At 71.5% G+C, this 21,561-nt stretch carries 16 protein-coding genes; 10 read left to right on the top strand and 6 right to left on the bottom strand.

All coding sequences use genetic code 11. The annotated features are described in order from the left end of the window. Positions 1 to 250: 250 nt before the first annotated feature. Together groES and groL are read left to right on the top strand one after the other, a co-directional pair. Positions 251 to 559 (top strand): co-chaperone GroES, encoded by a 309-nt coding sequence (groES, locus tag AB0P24_RS39920; protein WP_004955293.1) that lies wholly within the window; start codon positions 251 to 253, stop codon positions 557 to 559. A gap of 118 nt (positions 560 to 677) precedes the next feature. Next, the gene (gene groL / locus AB0P24_RS39915) at positions 678 to 2,303 is read left to right on the top strand and encodes a chaperonin GroEL (RefSeq protein ID WP_365802915.1); all 1,626 of its coding nucleotides are present in this window, start codon (positions 678 to 680) and stop codon (positions 2,301 to 2,303) included. 83 nt (positions 2,304 to 2,386) lie between these two features. Here the strand turns inward: groL and AB0P24_RS39910 are convergent, their stop codons facing one another. The 3 genes from AB0P24_RS39910 to AB0P24_RS39900 form a co-directional block, all read right to left on the bottom strand. Then, positions 2,387 to 3,094: an ester cyclase gene (locus AB0P24_RS39910; RefSeq protein ID WP_365802913.1), complete on the bottom strand. Its 708-nt coding sequence runs from the start codon at positions 3,092 to 3,094 to the stop codon at positions 2,387 to 2,389. Positions 3,095 to 3,184: 90 nt separating this feature from the next. Continuing rightward, positions 3,185 to 3,958: an SDR family oxidoreductase gene (locus AB0P24_RS39905; protein ID WP_365802911.1), complete on the bottom strand. Its 774-nt coding sequence runs from the start codon at positions 3,956 to 3,958 to the stop codon at positions 3,185 to 3,187. A gap of 97 nt (positions 3,959 to 4,055) precedes the next feature. Further along, a complete protein-coding gene (locus tag AB0P24_RS39900; protein WP_365802909.1) occupies positions 4,056 to 4,724 on the bottom strand; it encodes an MOSC domain-containing protein in 669 nt (222 codons plus the stop codon). A 79-nt stretch (positions 4,725 to 4,803) separates the two neighbouring features. Between AB0P24_RS39900 and AB0P24_RS39895 the strand changes: the two genes are divergently transcribed. Further along, entirely contained in the window at positions 4,804 to 5,703 is a 900-nt protein-coding gene (locus tag AB0P24_RS39895) for a LysR family transcriptional regulator (protein WP_365802907.1), read from the top strand. A 137-nt stretch (positions 5,704 to 5,840) separates the two neighbouring features. Here AB0P24_RS39895 and AB0P24_RS39890 read toward each other — a convergent pair whose 3' ends face one another. After that, positions 5,841 to 6,170 (bottom strand): WhiB family transcriptional regulator, encoded by a 330-nt coding sequence (locus AB0P24_RS39890; RefSeq protein WP_123974752.1) that lies wholly within the window; start codon positions 6,168 to 6,170, stop codon positions 5,841 to 5,843. Between the two features lie 381 nt (positions 6,171 to 6,551). On the opposite strand from AB0P24_RS39890, the gene AB0P24_RS39885 reads away from it, so the two are divergent. The 4 genes from AB0P24_RS39885 to AB0P24_RS39870 all read left to right on the top strand — a co-directional run bounded on the left by AB0P24_RS39885 (position 6,552) and on the right by AB0P24_RS39870 (position 10,971). Next, a complete protein-coding gene (locus tag AB0P24_RS39885) occupies positions 6,552 to 7,163 on the top strand; it encodes a response regulator transcription factor (RefSeq protein ID WP_003948568.1) in 612 nt (203 codons plus the stop codon). Between the two features lie 288 nt (positions 7,164 to 7,451). Further along, positions 7,452 to 8,039, top strand: a complete 588-nt coding sequence (locus AB0P24_RS39880) for a sigma-70 family RNA polymerase sigma factor (protein ID WP_089099378.1) — start codon at positions 7,452 to 7,454, stop codon at positions 8,037 to 8,039. A gap of 165 nt (positions 8,040 to 8,204) precedes the next feature. Further along, positions 8,205 to 9,707 (top strand): IMP dehydrogenase, encoded by a 1,503-nt coding sequence (guaB, locus tag AB0P24_RS39875; protein WP_365802904.1) that lies wholly within the window; start codon positions 8,205 to 8,207, stop codon positions 9,705 to 9,707. A 139-nt stretch (positions 9,708 to 9,846) separates the two neighbouring features. After that, a complete protein-coding gene (locus AB0P24_RS39870; protein ID WP_365802902.1) occupies positions 9,847 to 10,971 on the top strand; it encodes a GuaB3 family IMP dehydrogenase-related protein in 1,125 nt (374 codons plus the stop codon). A 543-nt stretch (positions 10,972 to 11,514) separates the two neighbouring features. On the opposite strand, the gene AB0P24_RS39865 is transcribed toward AB0P24_RS39870, so the two are convergent. Continuing rightward, positions 11,515 to 12,723 (bottom strand): nucleotide sugar dehydrogenase, encoded by a 1,209-nt coding sequence (locus AB0P24_RS39865; RefSeq protein WP_365802900.1) that lies wholly within the window; start codon positions 12,721 to 12,723, stop codon positions 11,515 to 11,517. Positions 12,724 to 13,247: 524 nt separating this feature from the next. On the opposite strand from AB0P24_RS39865, the gene AB0P24_RS39860 reads away from it, so the two are divergent. Further along, entirely contained in the window at positions 13,248 to 14,954 is a 1,707-nt protein-coding gene (locus tag AB0P24_RS39860) for a glycerol-3-phosphate dehydrogenase/oxidase (RefSeq protein WP_365802898.1), read from the top strand. 221 nt (positions 14,955 to 15,175) lie between these two features. On the opposite strand, the gene AB0P24_RS39855 is transcribed toward AB0P24_RS39860, so the two are convergent. Continuing rightward, the gene (locus tag AB0P24_RS39855; RefSeq protein ID WP_365802920.1) at positions 15,176 to 16,219 is read right to left on the bottom strand and encodes a serine hydrolase domain-containing protein; all 1,044 of its coding nucleotides are present in this window, start codon (positions 16,217 to 16,219) and stop codon (positions 15,176 to 15,178) included. Between the two features lie 169 nt (positions 16,220 to 16,388). On the opposite strand from AB0P24_RS39855, the gene AB0P24_RS39850 reads away from it, so the two are divergent. After that, on the top strand, positions 16,389 to 18,455 hold the full coding sequence (locus tag AB0P24_RS39850) for a serine/threonine-protein kinase (RefSeq protein WP_365802918.1): 2,067 nt from the start codon (positions 16,389 to 16,391) through the stop codon (positions 18,453 to 18,455). Positions 18,456 to 18,592: 137 nt separating this feature from the next. After that, entirely contained in the window at positions 18,593 to 21,400 is a 2,808-nt protein-coding gene (locus tag AB0P24_RS39845; protein WP_365802896.1) for a protein kinase, read from the top strand. The last annotated feature ends 161 nt before the right edge of the window (positions 21,401 to 21,561 follow it).

The raw sequence follows: 21,561 nt of genomic DNA, 5'->3' as shown, positions 1-21,561 counted from the left end.
GGGGTCTGGGGGCGGCAGCCCCCAGCGACGGCCACCACGGCTCCAGCCACCGATTTTCGGCGCCGCGCCGCAGGCAATTGGCACTCCGCTTGACCGAGTGCTAATCGCGGTCATAGTCTCGGCTCTGGCACTCGGCAGATGAGAGTGCCAACAACGCGACGGGCAGATCCGGCACCCGCGACGACGGATCGACCTGGTCGCCACCTCAGACAGTTAACCCCGTGAGATCTCCGAAGGGGGAGGTCGGATCGTGACGACCGCCAGCTCCAAGGTTGCCATCAAGCCGCTTGAGGACCGCATCGTGGTCCAGCCGCTCGACGCCGAGCAGACCACGGCCTCCGGCCTGGTCATCCCGGACACCGCGAAGGAGAAGCCCCAGGAGGGCGCCGTCCTCGCCGTGGGTCCGGGCCGTTTCGAGAACGGCGAGCGCCTGCCGCTCGACGTGAAGGTCGGCGATGTCGTGCTGTACAGCAAGTACGGCGGCACCGAGGTGAAGTACAACGGCGACGAGTACCTCGTCCTCTCGGCTCGCGACGTGCTCGCGATCATCGAGAAGTAATTCACCTCAAGCACATTCTGCTGTGAGCTGCGCCCCTGGCCCCCGCGATCTCATGAAGCCGGGCGTCGGGGGCGCGGTTCGTTTCACCCACGCTTTCCGAGAGGGCTGAACCGCTCCCATGGCGAAGATCCTGAAGTTCGACGAGGACGCCCGTCGCGCCCTTGAGCGCGGCGTCAACAAGCTTGCCGACACGGTGAAGGTGACGATCGGCCCCAAGGGCCGCAACGTCGTCATCGACAAGAAGTTCGGCGCCCCCACCATCACCAACGACGGTGTCACCATCGCCCGCGAGGTCGAGCTCGACGACCCGTACGAGAACCTCGGCGCCCAGCTGGTGAAGGAGGTGGCGACCAAGACCAACGACATCGCGGGTGACGGTACGACCACCGCCACCGTGCTGGCCCAGGCGCTCGTCCGCGAGGGCCTGAGGAACGTCGCCGCCGGTGCCTCCCCGGCCGCCCTGAAGAAGGGCATCGACGCCGCCGTGGCCGCCGTCTCCGACGAGCTGCTCGCTTCGGCCCGCCCGATCGACGAGAAGTCCGACATCGCCGCCGTCGCCGGGCTGTCCGCCCAGGACACGCAGGTCGGCGAGCTCATCGCCGAGGCGATGGACAAGGTCGGCAAGGACGGTGTCATCACCGTCGAGGAGTCCAACACCTTCGGCCTGGAGCTGGACTTCACCGAGGGCATGGCCTTCGACAAGGGCTACCTGTCGCCGTACTTCGTGACGGACCAGGAGCGCATGGAGGCCGTCCTGGAGGACTCCTACATCCTCATCAACCAGGGCAAGATCTCCTCCATCGCCGACCTGCTCCCGCTGCTGGAGAAGGTCATCCAGGCGGGTGCCTCCAAGCCGCTGCTGATCATCGCCGAGGACGTCGAGGGTGAGGCCCTCTCCACCCTGGTCGTCAACAAGATCCGCGGCACCTTCAACGCGGTCGCGGTCAAGGCCCCCGGCTTCGGCGACCGCCGCAAGGCGATGCTGGAGGACCTGGCGATCCTCACCGGCGGCACGGTCATCTCCGAGGAGGTCGGCCTCAAGCTCGACCAGGTCGGCCTGGACGTGCTGGGCTCCGCCCGCCGGGTCACGGTCACCAAGGACGACACCACGGTCGTCGACGGTGCCGGCGACTCCTCGGCCGTCACCGGCCGCGTCGCCCAGATCAAGGCCGAGATCGAGAACACCGACTCCGACTGGGACCGCGAGAAGCTCCAGGAGCGCCTCGCCAAGCTGGCCGGCGGCGTGTGCGTGATCAAGGTCGGCGCCGCCACCGAGGTGGAGCTGAAGGAGAAGAAGCACCGTCTGGAGGACGCCATCTCCGCGACCCGCGCCGCGGTCGAGGAGGGCATCGTCTCCGGTGGTGGCTCCGCGCTGGTCCACGCCGCGAAGGTCCTGGAGGACGGCCTCGGCAAGACGGGCGATGAGGCGACCGGTGTGGCCGTCGTCCGCCGCGCCGTCGTCGAGCCGCTGCGCTGGATCGCCGAGAACGCCGGCCTGGAGGGTTACGTCATCACCTCCAAGGTCGCCGAGCTCGAGAAGGGCCAGGGCTTCAACGCCGCCACCGGCGAGTACGGCGACCTGGTCAAGGCCGGCGTCATCGACCCGGTCAAGGTCACCCGCTCCGCCCTGGAGAACGCCGCCTCCATCGCCTCCCTGCTGCTGACGACCGAGACCCTGGTCGTCGAGAAGAAGGAAGAGGAGGAGGCCGCCGCCGCGGGCCACTCCCACGGCCACTCCCACTGAGGCAACAGTCTCTGAGGAAGCCCCCGTCCCCGGTCGTCCGCCGGGAACGGGGGCTTCGCCCCTCGCGGGCTTTCACTGTGGTCTCACTTCTCCAGCTCGTCCAGTGCTCCGAGCTGACTCATCAGCCCCAGCCGGTCGTACTGCCACCAGCCCTCGGCGATCTTCCCGCCGGTGTCGAAGCGGTGGACGGTGGTGCCGGTCATGCTGACCTGCCGTCCGGTGTTCGGCAGCCCCAGGAACTCATCCTTCTGCACGCCCGTCCAGAGCCACCGGGTGCACACCCGGTCCTCCTGGGCGATCTGGTCCTCGACGAGGAACGTGAAGTCGAAGGCGGCCCGCCACATCTCCGCCTCGCGCCGTATCGCGTCCATGCCGATGGTGTCCCGCTCATTGGCCGGATCGTGGTTGTGGCAGTCCTCCGCGAGCAGACCGTCCAGCGGAGCGAGCGGCCCGGCCGCGCCGAGCGTCTCGAAGAGCCGCCGCGCGGTGTCGGGGAACAGCCGCTCGTCGCGCACCACGTCCAGATCGGTGAACGTCGGCGTCCCCTCGCAGAGCGCCAGCAGTTCGTGGAACACCTTGTCGGTCTCCGGGAGACGCGAGGTGCGCATCGCCTCCTCGTACGACGGGAACTCCACGATCTCCACGACGTGCTCCGCGTCGGTGCGGTCCTTGCCGACCAGCGTGTGCGTCGCAGTCCGCTTCCCCTTGGTCTGCTCGACCCACCTGTCCATCAGCCGGTCCATCTCGTCGAACCGCCTGGTCCTGCACTCGATGAGCTGCACGAACGTCATGAAACCGCCTCCGGCCCCCCTGCGGGCGCGACCGATCGACACCATCGTCTCACCGGCCCGGTCCGCCCCGCGCGCGGTGCCGGCCGGGACTTACTGCGGCCCGTACTTGCGCCCCGTCTTCGAGCTGATCCCGCCCACCAGGCCGCGCGGGGCCATCTTCGCGAGGCCCGTGAGCACCTTGTAGCGGGGATCCGGGATCGACAGGGTCTTGCCGCGCGCGAGGTCGGCCAGCGCCGCCGCGACCAGCTTGTCGGCGTCCAGCCACATCCAGCCCGGGATGTTGTCCGTGCCCATTCCGGCCCGCTGGTGGAACTCCGTACGCACGAAACCCGGCGCCAGCGCCATCAGCCGGACCCCGCTGCCCGCGAGATCGCGCGCCGCACCCTGGGTGAACTGCACGACCCACGCCTTGGAGGCGCCGTACGTCCCGCGCGGCACGAAGGCCGCCACCGACGCCACGTTGACCACCCCGCCGCGGCCGCGCTCCCGCATCGCCTCGGCCGCCGCCGAGGTCAGCCGCAGCACCGCCTCGCAGTGCACCTTGAGCATGCGCAGCTCGTCGGCCATCGAGACGTCCAGGTAGCGGCCCTTGTTGCCGAAGCCGGCGTTGTTGATCAGCAGGTCGACGGGGTTCCTGCGGTCGCCGAGCCGGGCGGCGACCGACTCGATGCCGGCCTCCTCGGCCAGGTCGGCGGTGAGCACCTCCGCCTCGATGCCGTGCCGGTCGTGCAGTTCGGTGGCCTGCTCGCGCAGCCGTTTGGTGTCCCGCGCCACCAGGACGAGGTTGTGCCCGTCAGCCGCCAGCCGCCGCGCGAACGCGGCACCGATTCCCGCGGTCGATCCCGTAATCAGAGCCGTTGTCATGGGCCAAGGGTAGTTACCCGGACTGACGGCGTCCGCTGTGCGCACCGGCTCTCCCGAAGGATGAAGCACCGGTGAACGCCGTGCGCGTGACGGCCGTTCAGCCGCTCTGCGCCGCCACGTACCTCCGCGCCTGCGCCAGCGCCTCCGGGTGCAGCGCCGCGCCCGCCGCGAGCAACCGGGGCAGCAGCTCCCGCTCGGTGGTGGTGGCACGGAACTCCATCGCCGCCGTCACCCCGTGCTCCGGCCGGTGGATGATCTCGATCGGGTCCCCGGCCCGGATCTCACCCGGTTCGATCACCCGGAGGTAGGCACCGGTCGCACCCTTCCGTGTGAACCTCCTCACCCATCCCCGCTCGCCCAGATGGCCCTGAAAAGTGCGGCACGGGATGCGCCCGGAGGTGACCTCCAGCAGGAGCCCGGAGCCGATCCGCCAGCGCTCGCCGATCAGCGCGTCCGACACGTTCAGCCCGTTTGTCGTGAGGTTCTCACCGAAACAGCCGTTCGCCAGTCGCCGGCCGAGCTCCTTCTCCCAGACGTCGAGGTCCTCGCGCGCGTAGGCGTACACGGCCTGGTCGTCGCCGCCGTGATGACGCAGGTCGCACACCGCGTCCCCGGCCAGACCGCTGCCCGCGACGCCCTTGGGGCCCGGGGCCGCCACCCGCACCGGCCCGGCCACCGGCCGCTTGTCGATGCCGGTCACGCCGTCCACCTGGTCCGTGTACGGCACGGCACGCGCGTGCCCCAGATTCACCGAGAGGATCTCCACGCTCCGACGGTAGGGGACCCATCTCAAAGCGTCGACCCATTATCGAGTGCCGCATCCAAGGTCGGCTTATGCTCGAAGGGTGATCGAGGCACGTCATCTCCGCGTCCTGCGCGCCGTCGCCGCCACCGGGTCCTTCTCGGCGGCGGGGCGCGAACTGGGCTGCACCCAGCCCGCCGTCAGCCAGCAGATGAAGGCCCTGGAGACCTCCGTCGGGACCCCGCTGCTGGTCCGCACCGGCCGCGAGATGCGCCTGACCCAGGCCGGCGAGGCGCTGGTCCGGCACGCCTCCGGGATTCTCGCCGGGCTCACCGCCGCTGAGGAGGAGGTCGCCGCGATCGCCGGGCTGCGCGCCGGCCGGGTGCGCCTGGTCTCCTTCCCGAGCGGCAGCTCCACCCTGGTCCCGACGGCCCTCGCCGCGCTGCGCGCCGCTCATCCCGGCACCCGCGTCTCCCTGGAGGAGGCCGAGCCGCCCAAGTCCGTGGAGCTGCTGCGCGACGGCGACTGCGACATCGCGCTGGCCTTCCGCTACGAGGGGGCGGCGGACGTGGGGGAATGGGACGACCTGGTGGTACGGCCGCTGCTCACCGACCGGCTCGTCGGCCTGGTGCCCGAACGGCACCGGCTCGCCCGCGCGGACTCCGTCGCCCTCGGCGAACTCGCCGACGAACCCTGGATCGCGGGCTGCCCGCGCTGCCGGGGACAGCTCGTCCAGGCGTGCGAGAGTGCGGGCTTCACACCCCGCATCGACTTCGCCACCGACGACTACCCGGCCGTGGTCGGCCTGGTCGGCGCGGGCCTCGGCGTCGCCGTCCTGCCCCAGCTGGCGATCGAGTCGGTACGGCCCAGAGGCGCGCGCACGGTGGCGCTGGAGCCCGCGGTACGGCGGGAGATCGTCGCCCTCACCCTGCCCGACCTGGCACAGGTGCCGGCCGTGGCGGCGACGCTGGAACAACTGGGCCGGGCGGCCCGGCGGGCATGACAAAGGACCGGGCACGCATCTGCCCGGGCGTCCGGCCACGCGCGCGTGCCCGGTCATCACAGACTGTCAGCGGAATGTCAACGTATGTGCCAACGTGTATGTCAACGAATTTGTCAACGGGATGAAGAAACGTTCCTTCATGTGTCGGAGGCGGAGCCGCCGCTGGTGGTCGACGCCGACACCAGCCTGTTGCGCGCCCGCCCCATGAGCTCTTCGCGCTCGTCCTCGGTCAGTCCGCCCCACACGCCGTACGGCTCGCGGACCGCCAGCGCGTGCGCTGCGCATTCCGCGCGGACCGGGCATCTCATGCAGACCTCCTTGGCCGAGTTCTCACGGGCACTCCGAGCCGCCCCGCGCTCGCCCTCGGGATGGAAGAAGAGCGAGCTGTCGACCCCGCGGCAGGCGGCCAGGAGCTGCCAGTCCCACAGGTCCGCGTTCGGTCCGGGAAGGCGGGAGAAATCTGCCATTACGTGACCCCTTGTAGCCGTTCTGGGCGGATACGGTGCCAACGACCGTACATCTCCGGTCTAGAGAGATGAAAATATGACTCATTGGCAATCTAGCTCCAGACACTGTGAAACGGGAAGAAAAAGGTCTAAATGGGGCATTGGATTCGGTGAAAAGTTGAGGGTCTGACGTCCATGTCTGCACCGTGTCCGCACCCTCACGTAGAGTGCCGAAGACGGCATGCAGCCCCGTAACTCTTTCGAGTGACCGTCGTTGAGAGTGCGGTGGCGGTTGAAGCAACAAGCGCTCGGGCAGGCGTCCGAGACGTTCGACCGCACAGGTGACGATTCCGTACCAGCCTGGAGGCTCAAGGTGACGCGCATCAGCTGCGGAGGGCGGTCATGACATCCGTCCTCGTCTGCGACGACTCCCCGCTTGCCCGAGAGGCGCTGCGCCGCGCGGTGGCGACCGTGCCCGGTGTCGAGCGCGTGACCACGGCGGCCAACGGCGAGGAAGTCCTCCGCCGCTGGGGCGCCGACCGATCCGACCTGATCCTGATGGACGTGCGCATGCCCGGACTGGGCGGCGTCGAGACCGTGCGCCGGCTGCTGTCCGCCGACCCCGGCGCGCGCATCATCATGCTCACGGTCGCCGAGGACCTGGACGGCGTGGCTCTCGCCGTGGCCGCCGGCGCCCGCGGCTACCTGCACAAGGACGCCTCGCGCGCCGAACTGCGGGCCACCGTGACCCAGGCGCTCGCCGACCCGACCTGGCGGCTCGCCCCGCGCCGCCTGCGCTCGGCCGAGATGGGCGCCGCGCCCACCCTCACCGCGCGCGAGATCCAGGTCCTGGAGGGCATGAGCCACGGCCGCTCCAACGCCGAGATCGGCCGCGAGCTGTTCCTCTCCGAGGACACCGTGAAGACCCACGCCCGGCGCCTGTTCAAGAAGCTCGGAGCCTCCGACCGCGCCCACGCGGTGGCCCTCGGTTTCCGCTGGGGACTGGTCCGTTAGCAGGGCGGTGAGCTGCGCCGCAGCGCGGAAGCGGACCGACCGGACGCCCCCGCCCGCCCCACGGTGGGCGGGGTCCGCGAGGTGAAGCGCCCGGGCAGGCCCAAGGGCCCGCTGCTCGTTTCGGCGCGGATGCCGCATCCTTGAGGTGTGGAGTCTCTCGGGGACGAGTCGTTCGAGCGGAAGGGGAGGGCGCAGGAGATGAGTTCCGGCGCACCTGCTCATAACGCTTCGGTGCACAACGACGGACGCGATGCCACGCCGCCGACGGCAGCAGGGCACCATGGACCGATGCGCGACGACGAGGCGGTCACTGCCGTAGGGACGATCGGCGCTCTCGTCCATCGCGCCGTGGACGGGGACGAGCAGGCCACGCACGACCTGCTCGCCCATGTCCACCCCCTCGCGCTGCGCTACTGCCGTACCCGCCTGTCCCGCCTCCCGGGCGATGCCCGGCACTTCGTCGAGGACCTCGCCCAGGAGGTCTGCGTGGCGGTCCTGCTGGCCCTGCCCCGCTACCGCGACACCGGCCGCCCCTTCGAGGCCTTCGTCTTCGCGATCGCCTCCCACAAGGTCGCCGACCTGCAGCGCGCCGCGATGCGTCACCCCGGCTCCACGGCCGTCCCCTCGGACGAGATGCCCGAACGCCCCGACGACTCCCTCGGCCCCGAAGAGCGCGCGCTGCTCAGCAGCGACGCCGAATGGGCCAAGAAACTCCTGGCCAACCTCCCGGAGAACCAGCGCGAGCTGCTGCTGCTCCGCATCGCGGTGGGCCTCACGGCCGAGGAGACCGGCCAGATGTTGGGAATGTCACCGGGCGCGGTGCGCGTCGCCCAGCACCGGGCCCTGAGCCGGCTGCGGGCGCTGGCGGAACAGTAGGACGGCAGTAGCCGAACGGGTCAAGCCACCCCCGATGAACAGGTGCGCACCCATTTCCGTACGAACATACGAAGCCCGGAGCTGAGTCGTACCGTGGAATTCGGGGCGCGTGCTTCCCGTTAGCATGGGCATCCGCACCGTTCAAGGCCATTTGGGGAAGGTGTCATGACTGCCAACGTCGACGGAGTGCCCGGAAAATTCGCGACACTCGGGCTCACCTACGACGACGTGCTGCTGCTGCCGGGCGCATCCGAGGTGCTCCCCAACGCGGTCGACACCTCGTCCCGTATCTCGCGCAACGTCCGGGTCAACATCCCGCTGCTCTCCGCCGCGATGGACAAGGTGACCGAGTCCCGCATGGCCATCGCGATGGCCCGCCTCGGCGGTGTCGGCGTGCTGCACCGCAACCTCTCCGTCGAGGACCAGGTCAACCAGGTCGACCTGGTCAAGCGGTCCGAGTCCGGCATGGTCACCGACCCCATCACGGTGCACCCGGAGGCGACCCTCGCCGAGGCCGACGCGCTGTGCGCCAAGTTCCGCATCAGCGGCGTGCCCGTCACCGACCCGGCCGGCAAGCTGCTCGGTATCGTCACCAACCGCGACATGGCCTTCGAGTCCGACCGCAGCCGCCAGGTGCGCGAGGTCATGACCCCGATGCCGCTGATCACCGGCAAGGTCGGCACCTCCGGCGTCGAGGCCATGGAGCTGCTGCGCAGGCACAAGATCGAGAAGCTGCCGCTCGTCGACGACGAGGGCATCCTCCGGGGTCTGATCACCGTCAAGGACTTCGTCAAGGCCGAGAAGTACCCGAACGCCGCCAAGGACACCGAGGGCCGCCTCCTCGTCGGTGCCGCCGTGGGCGCCAGCCCCGAGGCCCTGGAGCGGGCCCAGGCGCTCGCCGAGGCCGGTGTGGACTTCCTGGTCGTCGACACCTCGCACGGCCACAACAGCAACGCCCTCAGCTGGATGGCGAAGATCAAGTCGAGCGTGGACGTCGACGTGATCGGCGGCAACGTCGCCACCCGTGACGGCGCGCAGGCGCTGATCGACGCCGGTGTCGACGGCATCAAGGTCGGCGTGGGCCCCGGCTCGATCTGTACCACCCGGGTGGTCGCCGGCATCGGCGTTCCGCAGGTCACCGCCATCTACGAGGCCTCCCTCGCCGCCCGTCCCGCCGGCATCCCGCTCATCGGCGACGGCGGTCTGCAGTACTCCGGCGACATCGGCAAGGCCCTCGCGGCCGGCGCCGACACCGTGATGCTCGGCAGCCTGCTCGCCGGCTGCGAGGAGTCCCCCGGCGAGCTGCTCTTCATCAACGGCAAGCAGTTCAAGTCCTACCGCGGCATGGGCTCGCTCGGTGCCATGCAGTCGCGCGGCCAGGGCCGGTCGTACTCGAAGGACCGCTACTTCCAGGCCGACGTCTCCTCCGACGACAAGCTCGTTCCCGAGGGCGTCGAGGGCCAGGTGCCCTACCGCGGCCCGCTGGCCAACGTGCTGCACCAGCTCGTCGGCGGTCTGCGCCAGACCATGGGCTACGTGGGCGCGGCCACGGTCGACGAGATGGAGTCCAAGGGCCGTTTCGTCCGCATCACCTCCGCGGGCCTCAAGGAGAGCCACCCGCACGACATCCAGATGACGGTCGAGGCGCCGAACTACAGCAACAAGTGACGCGTACGCGCGAGCGTGGAGTGACCCGCACGCGCGCGTGGAGCTCTTCCAGGGCGGTCCCGGAAGCACCGGGGCCGCCCTTGCCGTGCCCGTCGGCGATACTGGAAGACGCTGAAACGCAGAGGGAAAGGCCACAGACGTGACTGAGATCGAGATCGGGCGCGGCAAGCGCGGCCGCCGGGCGTACGCCTTCGACGACATCGCCGTCGTCCCCAGCCGCCGTACGCGGGACCCGAAGGAGGTCTCGATCGCCTGGCAGATCGACGCCTACCGCTTCGAGCTGCCGTTCCTGGCCGCCCCCATGGACTCGGTCGTCTCCCCGGCCACCGCGATCCGCATCGGCGAGCTCGGCGGCCTGGGCGTGCTCAACCTGGAAGGCCTCTGGACCCGGCACGAGGACCCGCAGCCGCTCCTCGACGAGATCATCGGGCTGGACGCCGACACCGCCACCCGCCGCCTCCAGGAGATCTACGCGGCCCCCATCAAGGAGGAACTGATCGGCGCGCGCATCAAGGAGGTGCGCGACTCCGGCGTGGTCACGGCGGCCGCGCTCTCCCCGCAGCGCACCGCGCAGTTCTCCAAGGCGGTCGTGGACGCGGGCGTGGACATCTTCGTCATCCGCGGTACGACGGTCTCCGCGGAACACGTGTCGTCCTCGCACGAGCCGCTGAACCTGAAGCAGTTCATCTACGAGCTCGACGTCCCGGTGATCGTCGGCGGCTGCGCCACCTACACCGCGGCCCTGCACCTGATGCGCACGGGCGCGGCGGGCGTGCTCGTCGGCTTCGGCGGCGGTGCCGCCCACACCACGCGCAACGTGCTCGGCATCCAGGTCCCCATGGCCACCGCGGTCGCGGACGTCGCCGCCGCCCGCCGCGACTACATGGACGAGTCCGGCGGCCGCTACGTCCACGTGATCGCCGACGGCGGTGTCGGCTGGTCCGGCGACCTTCCCAAGGCGATCGCCTGCGGCGCCGACTCCGTGATGATGGGCTCCCCGCTGGCCCGCGCGACCGACGCGCCCGGCAAGGGCCACCACTGGGGCATGGAGGCCGTCAACGAGGAGCTCCCGCGCGGCAAGAAGGTCGACCTCGGCACGGTCGGCACCATCGAGGAGATCCTCACCGGCCCGTCCCACACCCCCGACGGCTCGATGAACCTCTTCGGCGCCCTGCGCCGCGCCATGGCCACGACCGGCTACAGCGAGCTGAAGGAGTTCCAGCGCGTCGAGGTGACGGTGGCGGACTCGCAGCACAAGCGGTAGCCGCCGTACGGCGGACGGACGGAGGGCCGGTCACCCCGGGTGGGTGACCGGCCCTTTCGCATGCCCGAGTGCGCTGGTGGGGGCGCGTTCGGCGGGGGAGGGGCGTGCGGTTGCGTTCGGGGCAAATGTGGGCTGGAAGGGGGCGTCCATGGGACGTCACCGCAAGCCCACCCGCTGGGACCGGATCCGTCTGTGGATGGTCAAGTGCCGGAGGAGGTGGATCTTGCGGATTTGCGGGCGATGAGCGGCCACCCTCAGGAAAGCTAGGGGTGGACACTCCGTGATTCGCCCAGGAGCCTGCCGCAGTGGCCGCTGCGGTGGGCTCCACCTTTTTGTACGGTGCCGGATCCGCCGTCCGGCGGCCCGGCACTGGAGAGCGGCCGCCCCCATGAGAGGCGGGAGCGGACACCCGCCACCAGCTCACGAGCTACAGCCACCCACGCGCCCCCCTGCACCCCCGCGCGCCGGTCAGCGAGCCGCCTTCCGCGCCCCCGGGAACGCCGCCCAGCCCGGAGGGCTCCGGGGCCAACCCGCTCAGCCCGCTCAGAGCCGGTGCGCGGCCCCCGTCGGGGTCGCCCCGCGCGTGTCCAGCAGCAACTGGGCCTTCACGGACAGGCCCTGGAGGTCGTACGTGCGGTGCTGCTGGACCAGGATCGTCAGGTCGGCGTCGGCGGCCGCCTCGTAGAGGGAGTCCGCGCGGGGCACCGGACGGTCCAGGACGCTCCACGACGCGATGTGCGGGTCGTGGTAGCTGACCGTGGCGCCGAGCTCCATGAGGCGGATCGCGATCTCCTGGGCGGGGCTGCTCTGCTGGTCGGCGAGGTCCGCCTTGTAGGTGACCCCGAGCAGCAGCACGCGCGCGCCGCGCGCCGACTTGCCGTGCTCGTTGAGGAGGGCGGCGGCGCGCTGGACGACGTACGCCGGCATCCGGCTGTTGACCTGCTGGGCCAGTTCCACCATGCGCAGGCCGCGGCTCGCGCGGCCGGACAGGTCCTGGGCGACGCCGTGGCCGCCGACACCGGGGCCGGGGCGGAAGGCATGGAAGCCGAACGGCTTGGTCTCCGCGCAGCGGATGACGTCCCACAGGTCGACCCCCAGGTCATGGCAGAGGACGGCCATCTCGTTGACGAGGGCGATGTTGACGTGCCGGAAGTTGGTCTCCAGGAGCTGCACGGTCTCGGCCTCACGGGGGCCACGCGCGCGTACCACCTTGTCGGTGAGCCGCCCGTAGAACGTGGCGGCCGACTCCGTGCACGCGGGTGTGAGGCCGCCGATGACCTTCGGGGTGTTGGCCGGCGTGAAGTCGCGGTTGCCGGGGTCCACCCTGCTGGGCGAATAGGCGAGGTGGAAGTCGCGGCCCGCGCGCAGGCCCGAGCCCTTCTCCAGCAGGGGCCGCAGGAAGTCCTCCGTCGTCCCTGGATGGACCGGGGACTCCAGGATCACCGTCGTGTGCGGACGCAGCCGCTCGGCCAGGGTGCGCGCGGCGGCCTCCACCTGGCTCAGATCGAGCCCGCCGTCGGCGCCGCGCGGAGTCGGCGCGCAGATCACGGCGGTACGCACCCGCCCCAGCTGGACCGGGTCCTCGGCCACCCGGAAGCCCCTCGCGAGCATCCGGCGCAGCTCGGCGGGGCTCAGTGAGCCCGCCTCGGGGCCGGTGGCGTAGCCGATCGTGGAAACGCCGGCGGCCACGGCGGCCTGGGCGAGGGGCAGGCCGTAGGGACCGAGTCCGATGACGGCGAGGTCTGCGGGCATGGCGTGGGCCGTCCTTCCCAGTAACCGAAGCGGGACAGGTGCGCAAGCCCTGTGGACAGGATGAGCGAGGCGCACTGTCAGACTAGGAGTAAATATGACCGTTATGCGGGATTGTGTTCATGTGTCTTCCGTGGGTTCGGTGACCGTTGTCCACAGGCTGGGGGTGAGTGGTGGCTGAAGTCGGGCAAGCCGGTCAGAATTTGGGCAGGGGCCACGCCTGCCGGGGGCGCGGCCGACGCGACCGATGACCTACGAGGCGATCGGCGGCGGACGACGCGACCGATGACGCGATCGGCGGCCGACGGTGACCAGTGACCGACATCGACCCATGACCGACATCGACCCATGACCGACGGGTACCAGTGACCGGCGGGTACCAGTGACCGACGGCGATTGATGGCTGAGGCGTCCGATGACCCCCGGCGACCGATGGCCGGGGCGGACGACGAACTACGGCGAGCGATGGCCGATGGCGGACGACGACCTACGGCGAGTGGCCGATGGCGGCAGAGCGGGAGGCAGCGGTGAGGACAGCGACACTGGGGCCGGAGCAGCGTGCGGAGTCCCTGGCGGCCATGGCCGAGCGCGAGTTGGACGTGCTGGTGGTGGGTGGCGGAGTGGTCGGCACGGGCACCGCGCTGGACGCGGTCACCCGGGGACTGAACACCGGCATCGTGGAGGCCCGCGACTGGGCCTCCGGCACCTCCAGCAGGTCCAGCAAGCTGATCCACGGCGGCCTGCGCTATCTGGAGATGCTCGACTTCACCCTGGTGCGCGAGGCCCTCAAGGAGCGCGGCCTGCTCCTGGAGCGCCTCGCCCCGCACCTGGTCAAGCCGGTGCCCTTCCTCTACCCGCTCCAGCACCAGGGCTGGGAGCGCCTGTACGCCGGTTCGGGCGTCGCGCTCTACGACACGATGTCGATGGCCCGCGGCCACGGCCGGGGCCTGCCCGCCCACCGCCACCTGAGCCGCCGTCACGCCCTGCGGGTCGCGCCCGCGCTGCGCAAGGACGCCCTGGTCGGCGCCATCCAGTACTACGACGCCCAGGTGGACGACGCCCGCTACGTGGCGACCCTGGTGCGCACGGCGGTGTCGTACGGCGCGAAGGCGGCCAACCGCGCGCGGGTGACCGGGTTCCTGCGCGAGGGCGAGCGGGTCGTCGGGGCCCGGGTGCAGGACGTGGAGGGCGGCGGAGAGTACGAGATCCGCGCCCAGCAGGTCGTCAACGCGACCGGGGTGTGGACCGACGACACGCAGGCGCTGGTCGGCGAGCGGGGCCAGTTCCACGTCCGCGCGTCCAAGGGCATCCACCTGGTCGTCCCCAGGGACCGCATCCACTCCACGACCGGTCTGATCCTGCGCACCGAGAAGTCGGTCCTGTTCGTCATCCCCTGGGGCCGGCACTGGATCGTCGGCACCACCGACACCGACTGGGACCTGGACAAGGCCCACCCGGCCGCCTCCAGCGCCGACATCGACTACCTCCTCAACCACGTGAACTCGGTGCTCGCGGTGCCGCTGTCGCGCGACGACGTGCAGGGGGTCTACGCCGGTCTGCGTCCGCTGCTGGCCGGCGAGTCCGACGCCACCAGCAAGCTGTCGCGCGAGCACACGGTCGCGCATCCGGTGCCGGGGCTCGTGGTCGTCGCCGGCGGCAAGTACACGACCTACCGGGTGATGGCCAAGGACGCCGTCGACGAGACGGTGCACGGGCTCGACATGCGGGTCGCGGAGTGCGTCACCGAGGACACCCCGCTGCTCGGCGCGGAGGGCTACCGGGCGATGTGGAACGCGCGGGCCCGGATCGCCGCCCGCACCGGCCTGCACGTGGTGCGCGTCGAGCACCTGCTGAACCGGTACGGCTCGATGGCGGAGGAGGTCCTCGACCTCATCGCCGCCGACCCCGGCCTGGCCGAACCGCTCTCCGCCGCCGACGACTATCTGCGTGCCGAGGTCGTCTACGCAGCCTCCCACGAGGGCGCCCGCCACCTCGACGACGTCCTCACCCGCCGCACCCGCATCTCCATCGAGACCTTCGACCGCGGCACCCGCAGCGCCCGCGAGGCCGCCGAACTGATGGCCCCGGTCCTCGGCTGGGACAAGGACCAGACCGAGCGGGAGGTCGAGCACTACGAGAAGCGCGTCGAGGCGGAGCGCGAATCCCAGCTCCAGCCCGACGACCAGACAGCCGACGCGGCAAGGCTGGGAGCCCCGGACATCGTCCCGCGGTAGATCCCGGAGAGGCGGGGCCGCGGCACGGGGCCCTGACGGGTACAGCCTGCGGGCTCCGGGCTTACGTGTCTGTCGGCCGCCGGGAAACCTTCTCCGCCGCAGCGGTGCTGAGCCAAGGCCGGCGGTTTCCCGCGGTGCCGGACGACCTCCGCCGCTCGCCCCCCGAACATCACCCGATCGAGCGACCCGGTGTCAGGATCTCCCTCCGCCCCCCGGCCGTTCTACCTGTCGCGAGGGCAGAACTCGGCCGCGAGCAGTGCGGGTTCGAGGGCCGGGTCTGCGATCGCCGTCGTGTTCACACGGAACGTGAGGACATGCCGGCCGCCGATCGAGACAGCGCTCCGCACATAGCTGCCCGCGATCCGGCCGTTGTGCCCCCACACCGTGATCCCGCACGGCAGCTTCACAGGAAAGATCCCCAGGCCGTACGCGCCATGTGCGGCACGGGTGTCGAGCATCTCGCGCAGCCGGCGCGGGGGCAGCAGCTCGCCGTCCAGCAGCGCCGCGTAGAAGCGGTCCAGGTCGTCGAGCGTGGTCACCAGCTCACCCGCCGCGCCGGCCACGCGCGGGTCGAGTTCGGTGACGTCGGAGCCGTCGGCCGCGTAGGCGCGACCGTGCGGGGAGGGCAGCGTGGTGCGGGCACCCGGGAAGGACGTGCCCGTCAGACGGAGGGGAGTGATGACGCGGCGCCGGACCTCGGTGGCGTACGAGTGGCCGGTGACCTGACGGATGACCATGCCGAGCACGACGTAGTCGGTGCTGGAGTACGCGAAGTGCCCCAGCCGGTTCGAAGGGAGGGAGAGCGAGATGCGTACGGCCTGAAGCGGGGTCAGGGGGACTTCCCCCCGGGTGACCGTGGCGAAGTCGGCGAGCCCGCCGGTGTGACTGAGCAGGGCCCGCAGGGTGATCCTCCGCCCGTCGACGCCGCGTCCGCGCAGCAGTCCCGGCAGATACCGCTCCACGGTGTCGGAGAGGGAGAGCCGGTGTTCCGCGGCCAGTTGCAGGACGACGGTGGCGATGAAGGTCTTCGTGATGCTGCCGGCGCGGAAGCGGTCGGCACGGGCGATACCCTGGCCGGCGGCCGCGTAGCGGACGTCGTCGCCGTCGCGGTCGAGGAGAGCGGCGGCGGGTGCTCCGCCTTTGGTGACGAACTGTGACAGGAGCGGGTCCCTGGCCTCCGCCGAGGACGCGGAACCGGTCGTCAGCGGGGCGAACAGCAGGGCAAGAGAGACCGGTATCGCCACCAGTGTCCGAAGCGACGGCATCCGGGATCCCTCCTTCTCGCCGTCCATCATCCCGGCCCGGGTGACCCCCTCGTCACCGGGGGTTCCCATCGGCCGGCCCGATACGCGGTCAGGGGGCCCCTGGGCGTTGGGTACTTGTCGGGTGAGGGACAATGAAGGCTCTGTCAGGGCGGGTTGCATGAGGGGACGCATGTCGGAGGCGGAGCGGGCGGGCACTTCTCGTCAGGAGACTCGTCAGGACAACAGCGAGCGTCTTCTCGCCGGGCGGTACCGGCTGGGAGGAGTGCTCGGCCGCGGCGGCATGGGCACGGTGTGGCGGGCCGAGGACGAGACCCTCGACCGGACGGTGGCCGTCAAGGAACTGCGGTTCCCGTCGAACATCGACGAGGAGGAGAAGCGGCGCCTGATCACGCGCACCCTGCGCGAGGCCAAGGCGATCGCCCGGATCCGCAACAACAGCGCGGTGACGGTCTTCGACGTGGTCGACGAGGACGACCGGCCCTGGATCGTGATGGAGCTGGTCGAGGGCAAGTCGCTGGCCGAGGTCATCCGGGAGGACGGCCTGCTGACACCGAAGCGGGCGGCCGAGGTCGGGCTGGCGGTTCTGGACGTGCTGCGGTCGGCGCACCGCGAGGGCATCCTGCACCGGGACGTGAAGCCGTCCAACGTGCTGATCTCCGAGAGCGACGGCCGGGTCGTACTCACCGACTTCGGTATCGCCCAGGTGGAGGGCGACCCGTCCATCACCTCCACCGGCATGCTCGTCGGCGCCCCGTCCTACATCTCCCCCGAGCGGGCCCGCGGTCACAAGCCCGGCCCGGCGGCGGACCTGTGGTCGCTCGGCGGCCTGCTGTACGCGGCGGTCGAGGGCGCACCGCCGTACGACAAGGGGTCGGCGATCGCCACGCTGACGGCGGTGATGACCGAGCAGTTGGAGGAGCCCAAGAACGCGGGCCCGCTGAAGGACGTCATCTACGGGCTGCTCACGAAGGACCCGGCCAAGCGGCTGGACGACGCGGGTGCGCGGGCGATGCTCAACGCGGTGATCAACGCACCGGAGGAGGCGCCCGCGGACGCCACCCGGGTCGTGCCGCTGCCTCCGCAGCCCGACGCGCCGAAGGAGGAGAAGGGCGCCGGGGCCAAGCGGGGCGAGGAGGCCGGGGAGAAGCTGCGCGGGGCCCTGCGGTCGGTGCGGAAGGCCGCCGGTGCGGCGAGTGCCGTGGCCGCGACCCGGACGAAGAGCACCGGTGCGGGCACCAGCGAGGGCGTGGGCGGCGAGGCGGCCACGGCCGTGGCCCCGGTCGCTTCCGCTTCGGCCTCGGTGCCGGTCGGGGGCGCGCGTCCGGCGAGCGCCGGCACCGGGTCCGGTGCCGCCGGCGCCTCGGCGGGGGCCAAGCCCGGCGCCGGCATGGCCAGTTCAGGGTGGCCCGTGATGCCGCCGCCGGATCTGGACCTGGCGCCCCGGCCCGTGCCCAAGGCGCCGCTCACCGACGTGGTGCCCAAGCGCACCCTGGTGATCATCGCCGTGGTGGTGGTGCTCGCGGTGCTCGGCACCGTGCTCGCCCTCACGCTGAACGGCGACGACGGGAACAGCAAGGGGAGCGGAAAGAGCGGCGGTTCCAAGGCGGTGGCGACCTCGGGGGCGAGCACGAGCACCGGTTCCGGTTCCGGCTCGAAGTCCGGTTCCGGGGCCACCACCAAGGAGGACACGAGCGGTGGCACGCGGGCGGACGGGGGCACGTCGGCGGCCGACGCCTCCGGAAGCGACGGCTCGCCCTCGGCATCGAACTCCAGTGGCAGTGGCGGTGGGAGCGGCAGCGGCAGCGCGCCGGTGGTGTCGACACACAAGGGCGGACAGGGCTACTCGATCGGGCTGCCCAAGGGCTGGAAGTTCCAGACCAGCAGTTCCGCGGGGGACCGGTTCACCGGGCCCGGCGGGCAGAAGCTGCTGGTCGCCTGGACGAGCACGCCGAAGAACGACCCGGTGGCGGACTGGGAGAACCAGGAGCGTTACATGGTCCGCTCCCAGTACCAGAAGATCCGCATAGCCGAGGTGAGCTACCGCGGGTGGAACACGGCCGACTGGGAGTTCACGTACGTGGAGAGCGGCACCGAGTACCGGACCATCGACCGGGGGTTCGTCGTCAACTCCAAGCAGGGGTACGCGCTGATGTACACCGCGAAGGCCGCCGACTGGAGCAGTGAGCTGCGCAAGGACACCTGGAAGACGCTGACCGCGTCCTTCGAGCCGAAGTGACAAATTCGCATCCCCACAATGCGAATTGCCTCCGGCACGTATCGTGAGTGGTTGCGGACCGTACGCATCCAGGTATGCATACAGAACGGGCCGCGAAACGAACGGATTTGACCAACCGGACGGCCGGGGGAGGCAACGTGGACGACTACGCGGGTCGGGTGCTCGCCGACCGCTACCGCCTGCCGCTTCCCCCCTCCGACGAGTACGAACACACCGAGACGCGGGCCTTCGACACCTACAGCGGGCAGGAGGTGTTCGTCCGTCAGGTGCCCCTGCCGGAGGTCGTCGAGGCGGAGGTGCTGGACGCCGAGGGGTTGCCGGAGGGTTTCACGGCGCGTGACCGCGGCGGGCGTCGGCCGTCGACGGCGCGGACCGCGACACGCCGGCCCAGCGACCCGGTGGTGCGGCGCGCGGTGGAGGCCGCGCAGGCCGCCGCCCGGATCCCCGACCACCCCCGGCTCGACCAGGTCTTCGACGTGTTCGCCGAGGGCGGTTCGCTGTGGATCGTCAGCGAGTCGGTCGCCGCGCGGTCGCTGGCGGCGGTGCTCGCCGAGCAGCCGCTGAGCCCGTACCGGGCGGCGGAGGTCGCCTCCGACGTGCTGATGGCGCTCCGCGTGCTGCACGCCCACGGCTGGGTGCACCGCAACATCACCGCCCGCACGGTTCTCGTCTGCGACGACGGCCGGGTGATGCTGACCGGCCTCGCGGTCGGCGCCGCGGAGGAGGCGCTGTGCGGGTACGACCCGGTACCGGCGCAGGAGGATGAGTTCGGCGGGGGCGGTGAGGCGGTCGTCGGCCGCGGGCGGATCGGGGAGGCGGAAGGTTCCGCCACACCCGCTGACCCGCCGGGGCACGCACCCGGCAACCCGCCCGGTTTGCCTGTTTCGGGTGGTTCTGTCGGATCGGGTGTCGTCGCCGTCGGAAGCATCGGGAGCACCGGTGGTGTGCCCGGTGGTACAGCCGGCGCGCAGGGAGCGCCCGGCGCTCCGGAGGCCGATCCCGAAGCCGCTCGGCGTGCCGCGATTCAGGCCCGGGCTGCCGGCGGGCTGCCGGGCGCCGGTCCGGAGGAAAGCCCCGGCGGCACCGGTTCGGGTGCCGTGGAGCGGCGGGCGCTGGAGACCGGCGCGGACATCCGGGCCGCCCGGGCCGGCGCGATCGCCGCGTACCGGGCGGGAGCCAGGGCCGCCGCCCGGGTCCAGGAGGCCCAGCAGAGCGGGCGGGCCGCGCTGCCCGGCGCCCGGCCGCCCGCCGAGGACGGCACCGCGGCGCCCGCACCACAGCCGCCGTACGGCCCTGGACACACGGGCGGGGCGGCCCAGCAGCCGCATGCCAACGGCGTGGCGCAGGCACCGTACGCGCATGGGCAGGCGCCGGCGCCGGGCGGGGAGCAGCGGGCCGCCGGTGGTGTGCCGCCCGGCCAGATAGCCGACCCGTACGGGGTGCGCGGCGCGCCGTCGCCCTGGCACGGCGCCGCCCCCCGTCCCCGCCCCGGCACACCCCCCACGGCGGCCCCCGGCCAGGAACGCGCCGCGCTCCCGTCCACCGGACCCGGCGCGGTCGTGCCCCCGGCCGGTACCGGCACGGCCGGCCCGCGGACCGGCGCCGGACTTCAGGGCGGCCAGGGACAGCCGCACGCCGTCGTGCCCGCTCAGGGCGCCGGGCCCGCCGCCCACTGGGGCGAGCCCGCCGCCGTACCCGGGCGGCGTGGGCCCGCCACCGCGCTGGCCGCCGAGCGGGCGCGGCAGGTGCGGATGACCGTGGTGGGGCCGGTGACCGAGCGCTGGGCGCCGGAGCAGGCCGTTCCCGTGCACGAGAACTGGCAGCTGGCGGCGCCCATCGGCCCGGCCACCGACCTGTGGGCGCTCGGGGCGCTGCTGTTCCGGTCGGTGCAGGGGCACGCGCCGTATCCGGAGGAGTCGACGGCCGAGCTGGTGCAGCTGGTGTGCTCGGAGCCGCCCGCGTTCGCGGAGGAGTGCGGGTCGCTCAGGCCGGTCGTGGAGTCGCTGCTGCGTCAGGACCCCACCGAGCGGCTGGACTTCGAGGAGCTGCGCGGCTGGCTGCGCTCGCTGGTGCGGTCGGCGCCCGAGCCGGACGCGGGTACGTATGTCGTCGCCGCCCCACCCGCCGACCCCCGGCGGCTGCCGATCGTCCGGCGCCGCGGTGAGCTGGTGCGCAGGCGCCGGGCCGGGCTGCCGGCGCCGCACGGCCGGCACAAGCGGGCCCGGCAGGAGGCCGGGTCCCCGCGTCGGCTGGGCCGTACGCTGCTTCTGCTGGTCCTGCTCCTGCTGGCCGCGGCGGTCGCGTACGCCATGCTGTTCCTGCCGAAGAAGGGCAGCGCGGACGACGGCGGCGCGGCGACCGGCGACCGGACGGGCGCGGTCGGCGAGGCGAGCTCCGCACCGAGCCAGAGTCCGACGCCCAGGCCGACACCGACGCCCACCGCCACCTCGACTCCGTCCACGGAGACGCAGACCACCGCCGGTTCCACCGTCGCCGACGGGTTCACCCTGCGCAAGGACCCGAACGGCTTCCAGGTCGCCGTGGCCAAGGGCTGGACCCGTACCCCGAAGAACGGCAGCGGCCAGGTGATCTACTCGCACGGGAAGTTCGAGCTGATCGTCGTGGCCGGGCGGGACAGCGCGGCGTCCTACGGCAGCGACCCGATGGCCTACCAGCGGGACAAGGAACCGGAGCTGCAGCCGTACCGGGACTCCAGCTGGGCCACCGCCGGCGGGCTGCGGACCATCACGGTGGGCCAGCAGGTGTCGGCCGAGGGGCAGTTCACCTGGACGGACAGCCAGAAGGGCGACCTGTTCGTGCGCAACATGGTCTTCCTGATCAACGGCAGGTACCACATCGTGCAGGTGCGCGGCCCGGAGTCGGAACGGGACCAGGTCACCACGCTGTACGAGCAGGCGTCGTCGACGTACAAGTACACGGGCTGAGCCGTACGCGCAGCCGGGTCGGGCCGGGCGGGCGCAAATGGACGCGTCCGCAGGGTGGTTGGTTCCCGTTTCGGCACGGGGATTTCGTTCGCATCCGGTCACGGAAGCGAGAACCGTCACAGTGCTGTCTCCGTGGGACCCCGCTTGTTCCCTGACCACGG

The sequence above is a fragment of the Streptomyces sp. NPDC086519 genome (assembly GCF_040686075.1).
In the GTDB taxonomy this organism is placed as follows: Bacteria; Actinomycetota; Actinomycetes; order Streptomycetales; family Streptomycetaceae; genus Streptomyces; species Streptomyces shenzhenensis.
The sequence above is the reverse complement of the archived record's forward strand: the minus strand, read 5'-3'. Positions and strand labels throughout refer to the sequence as shown.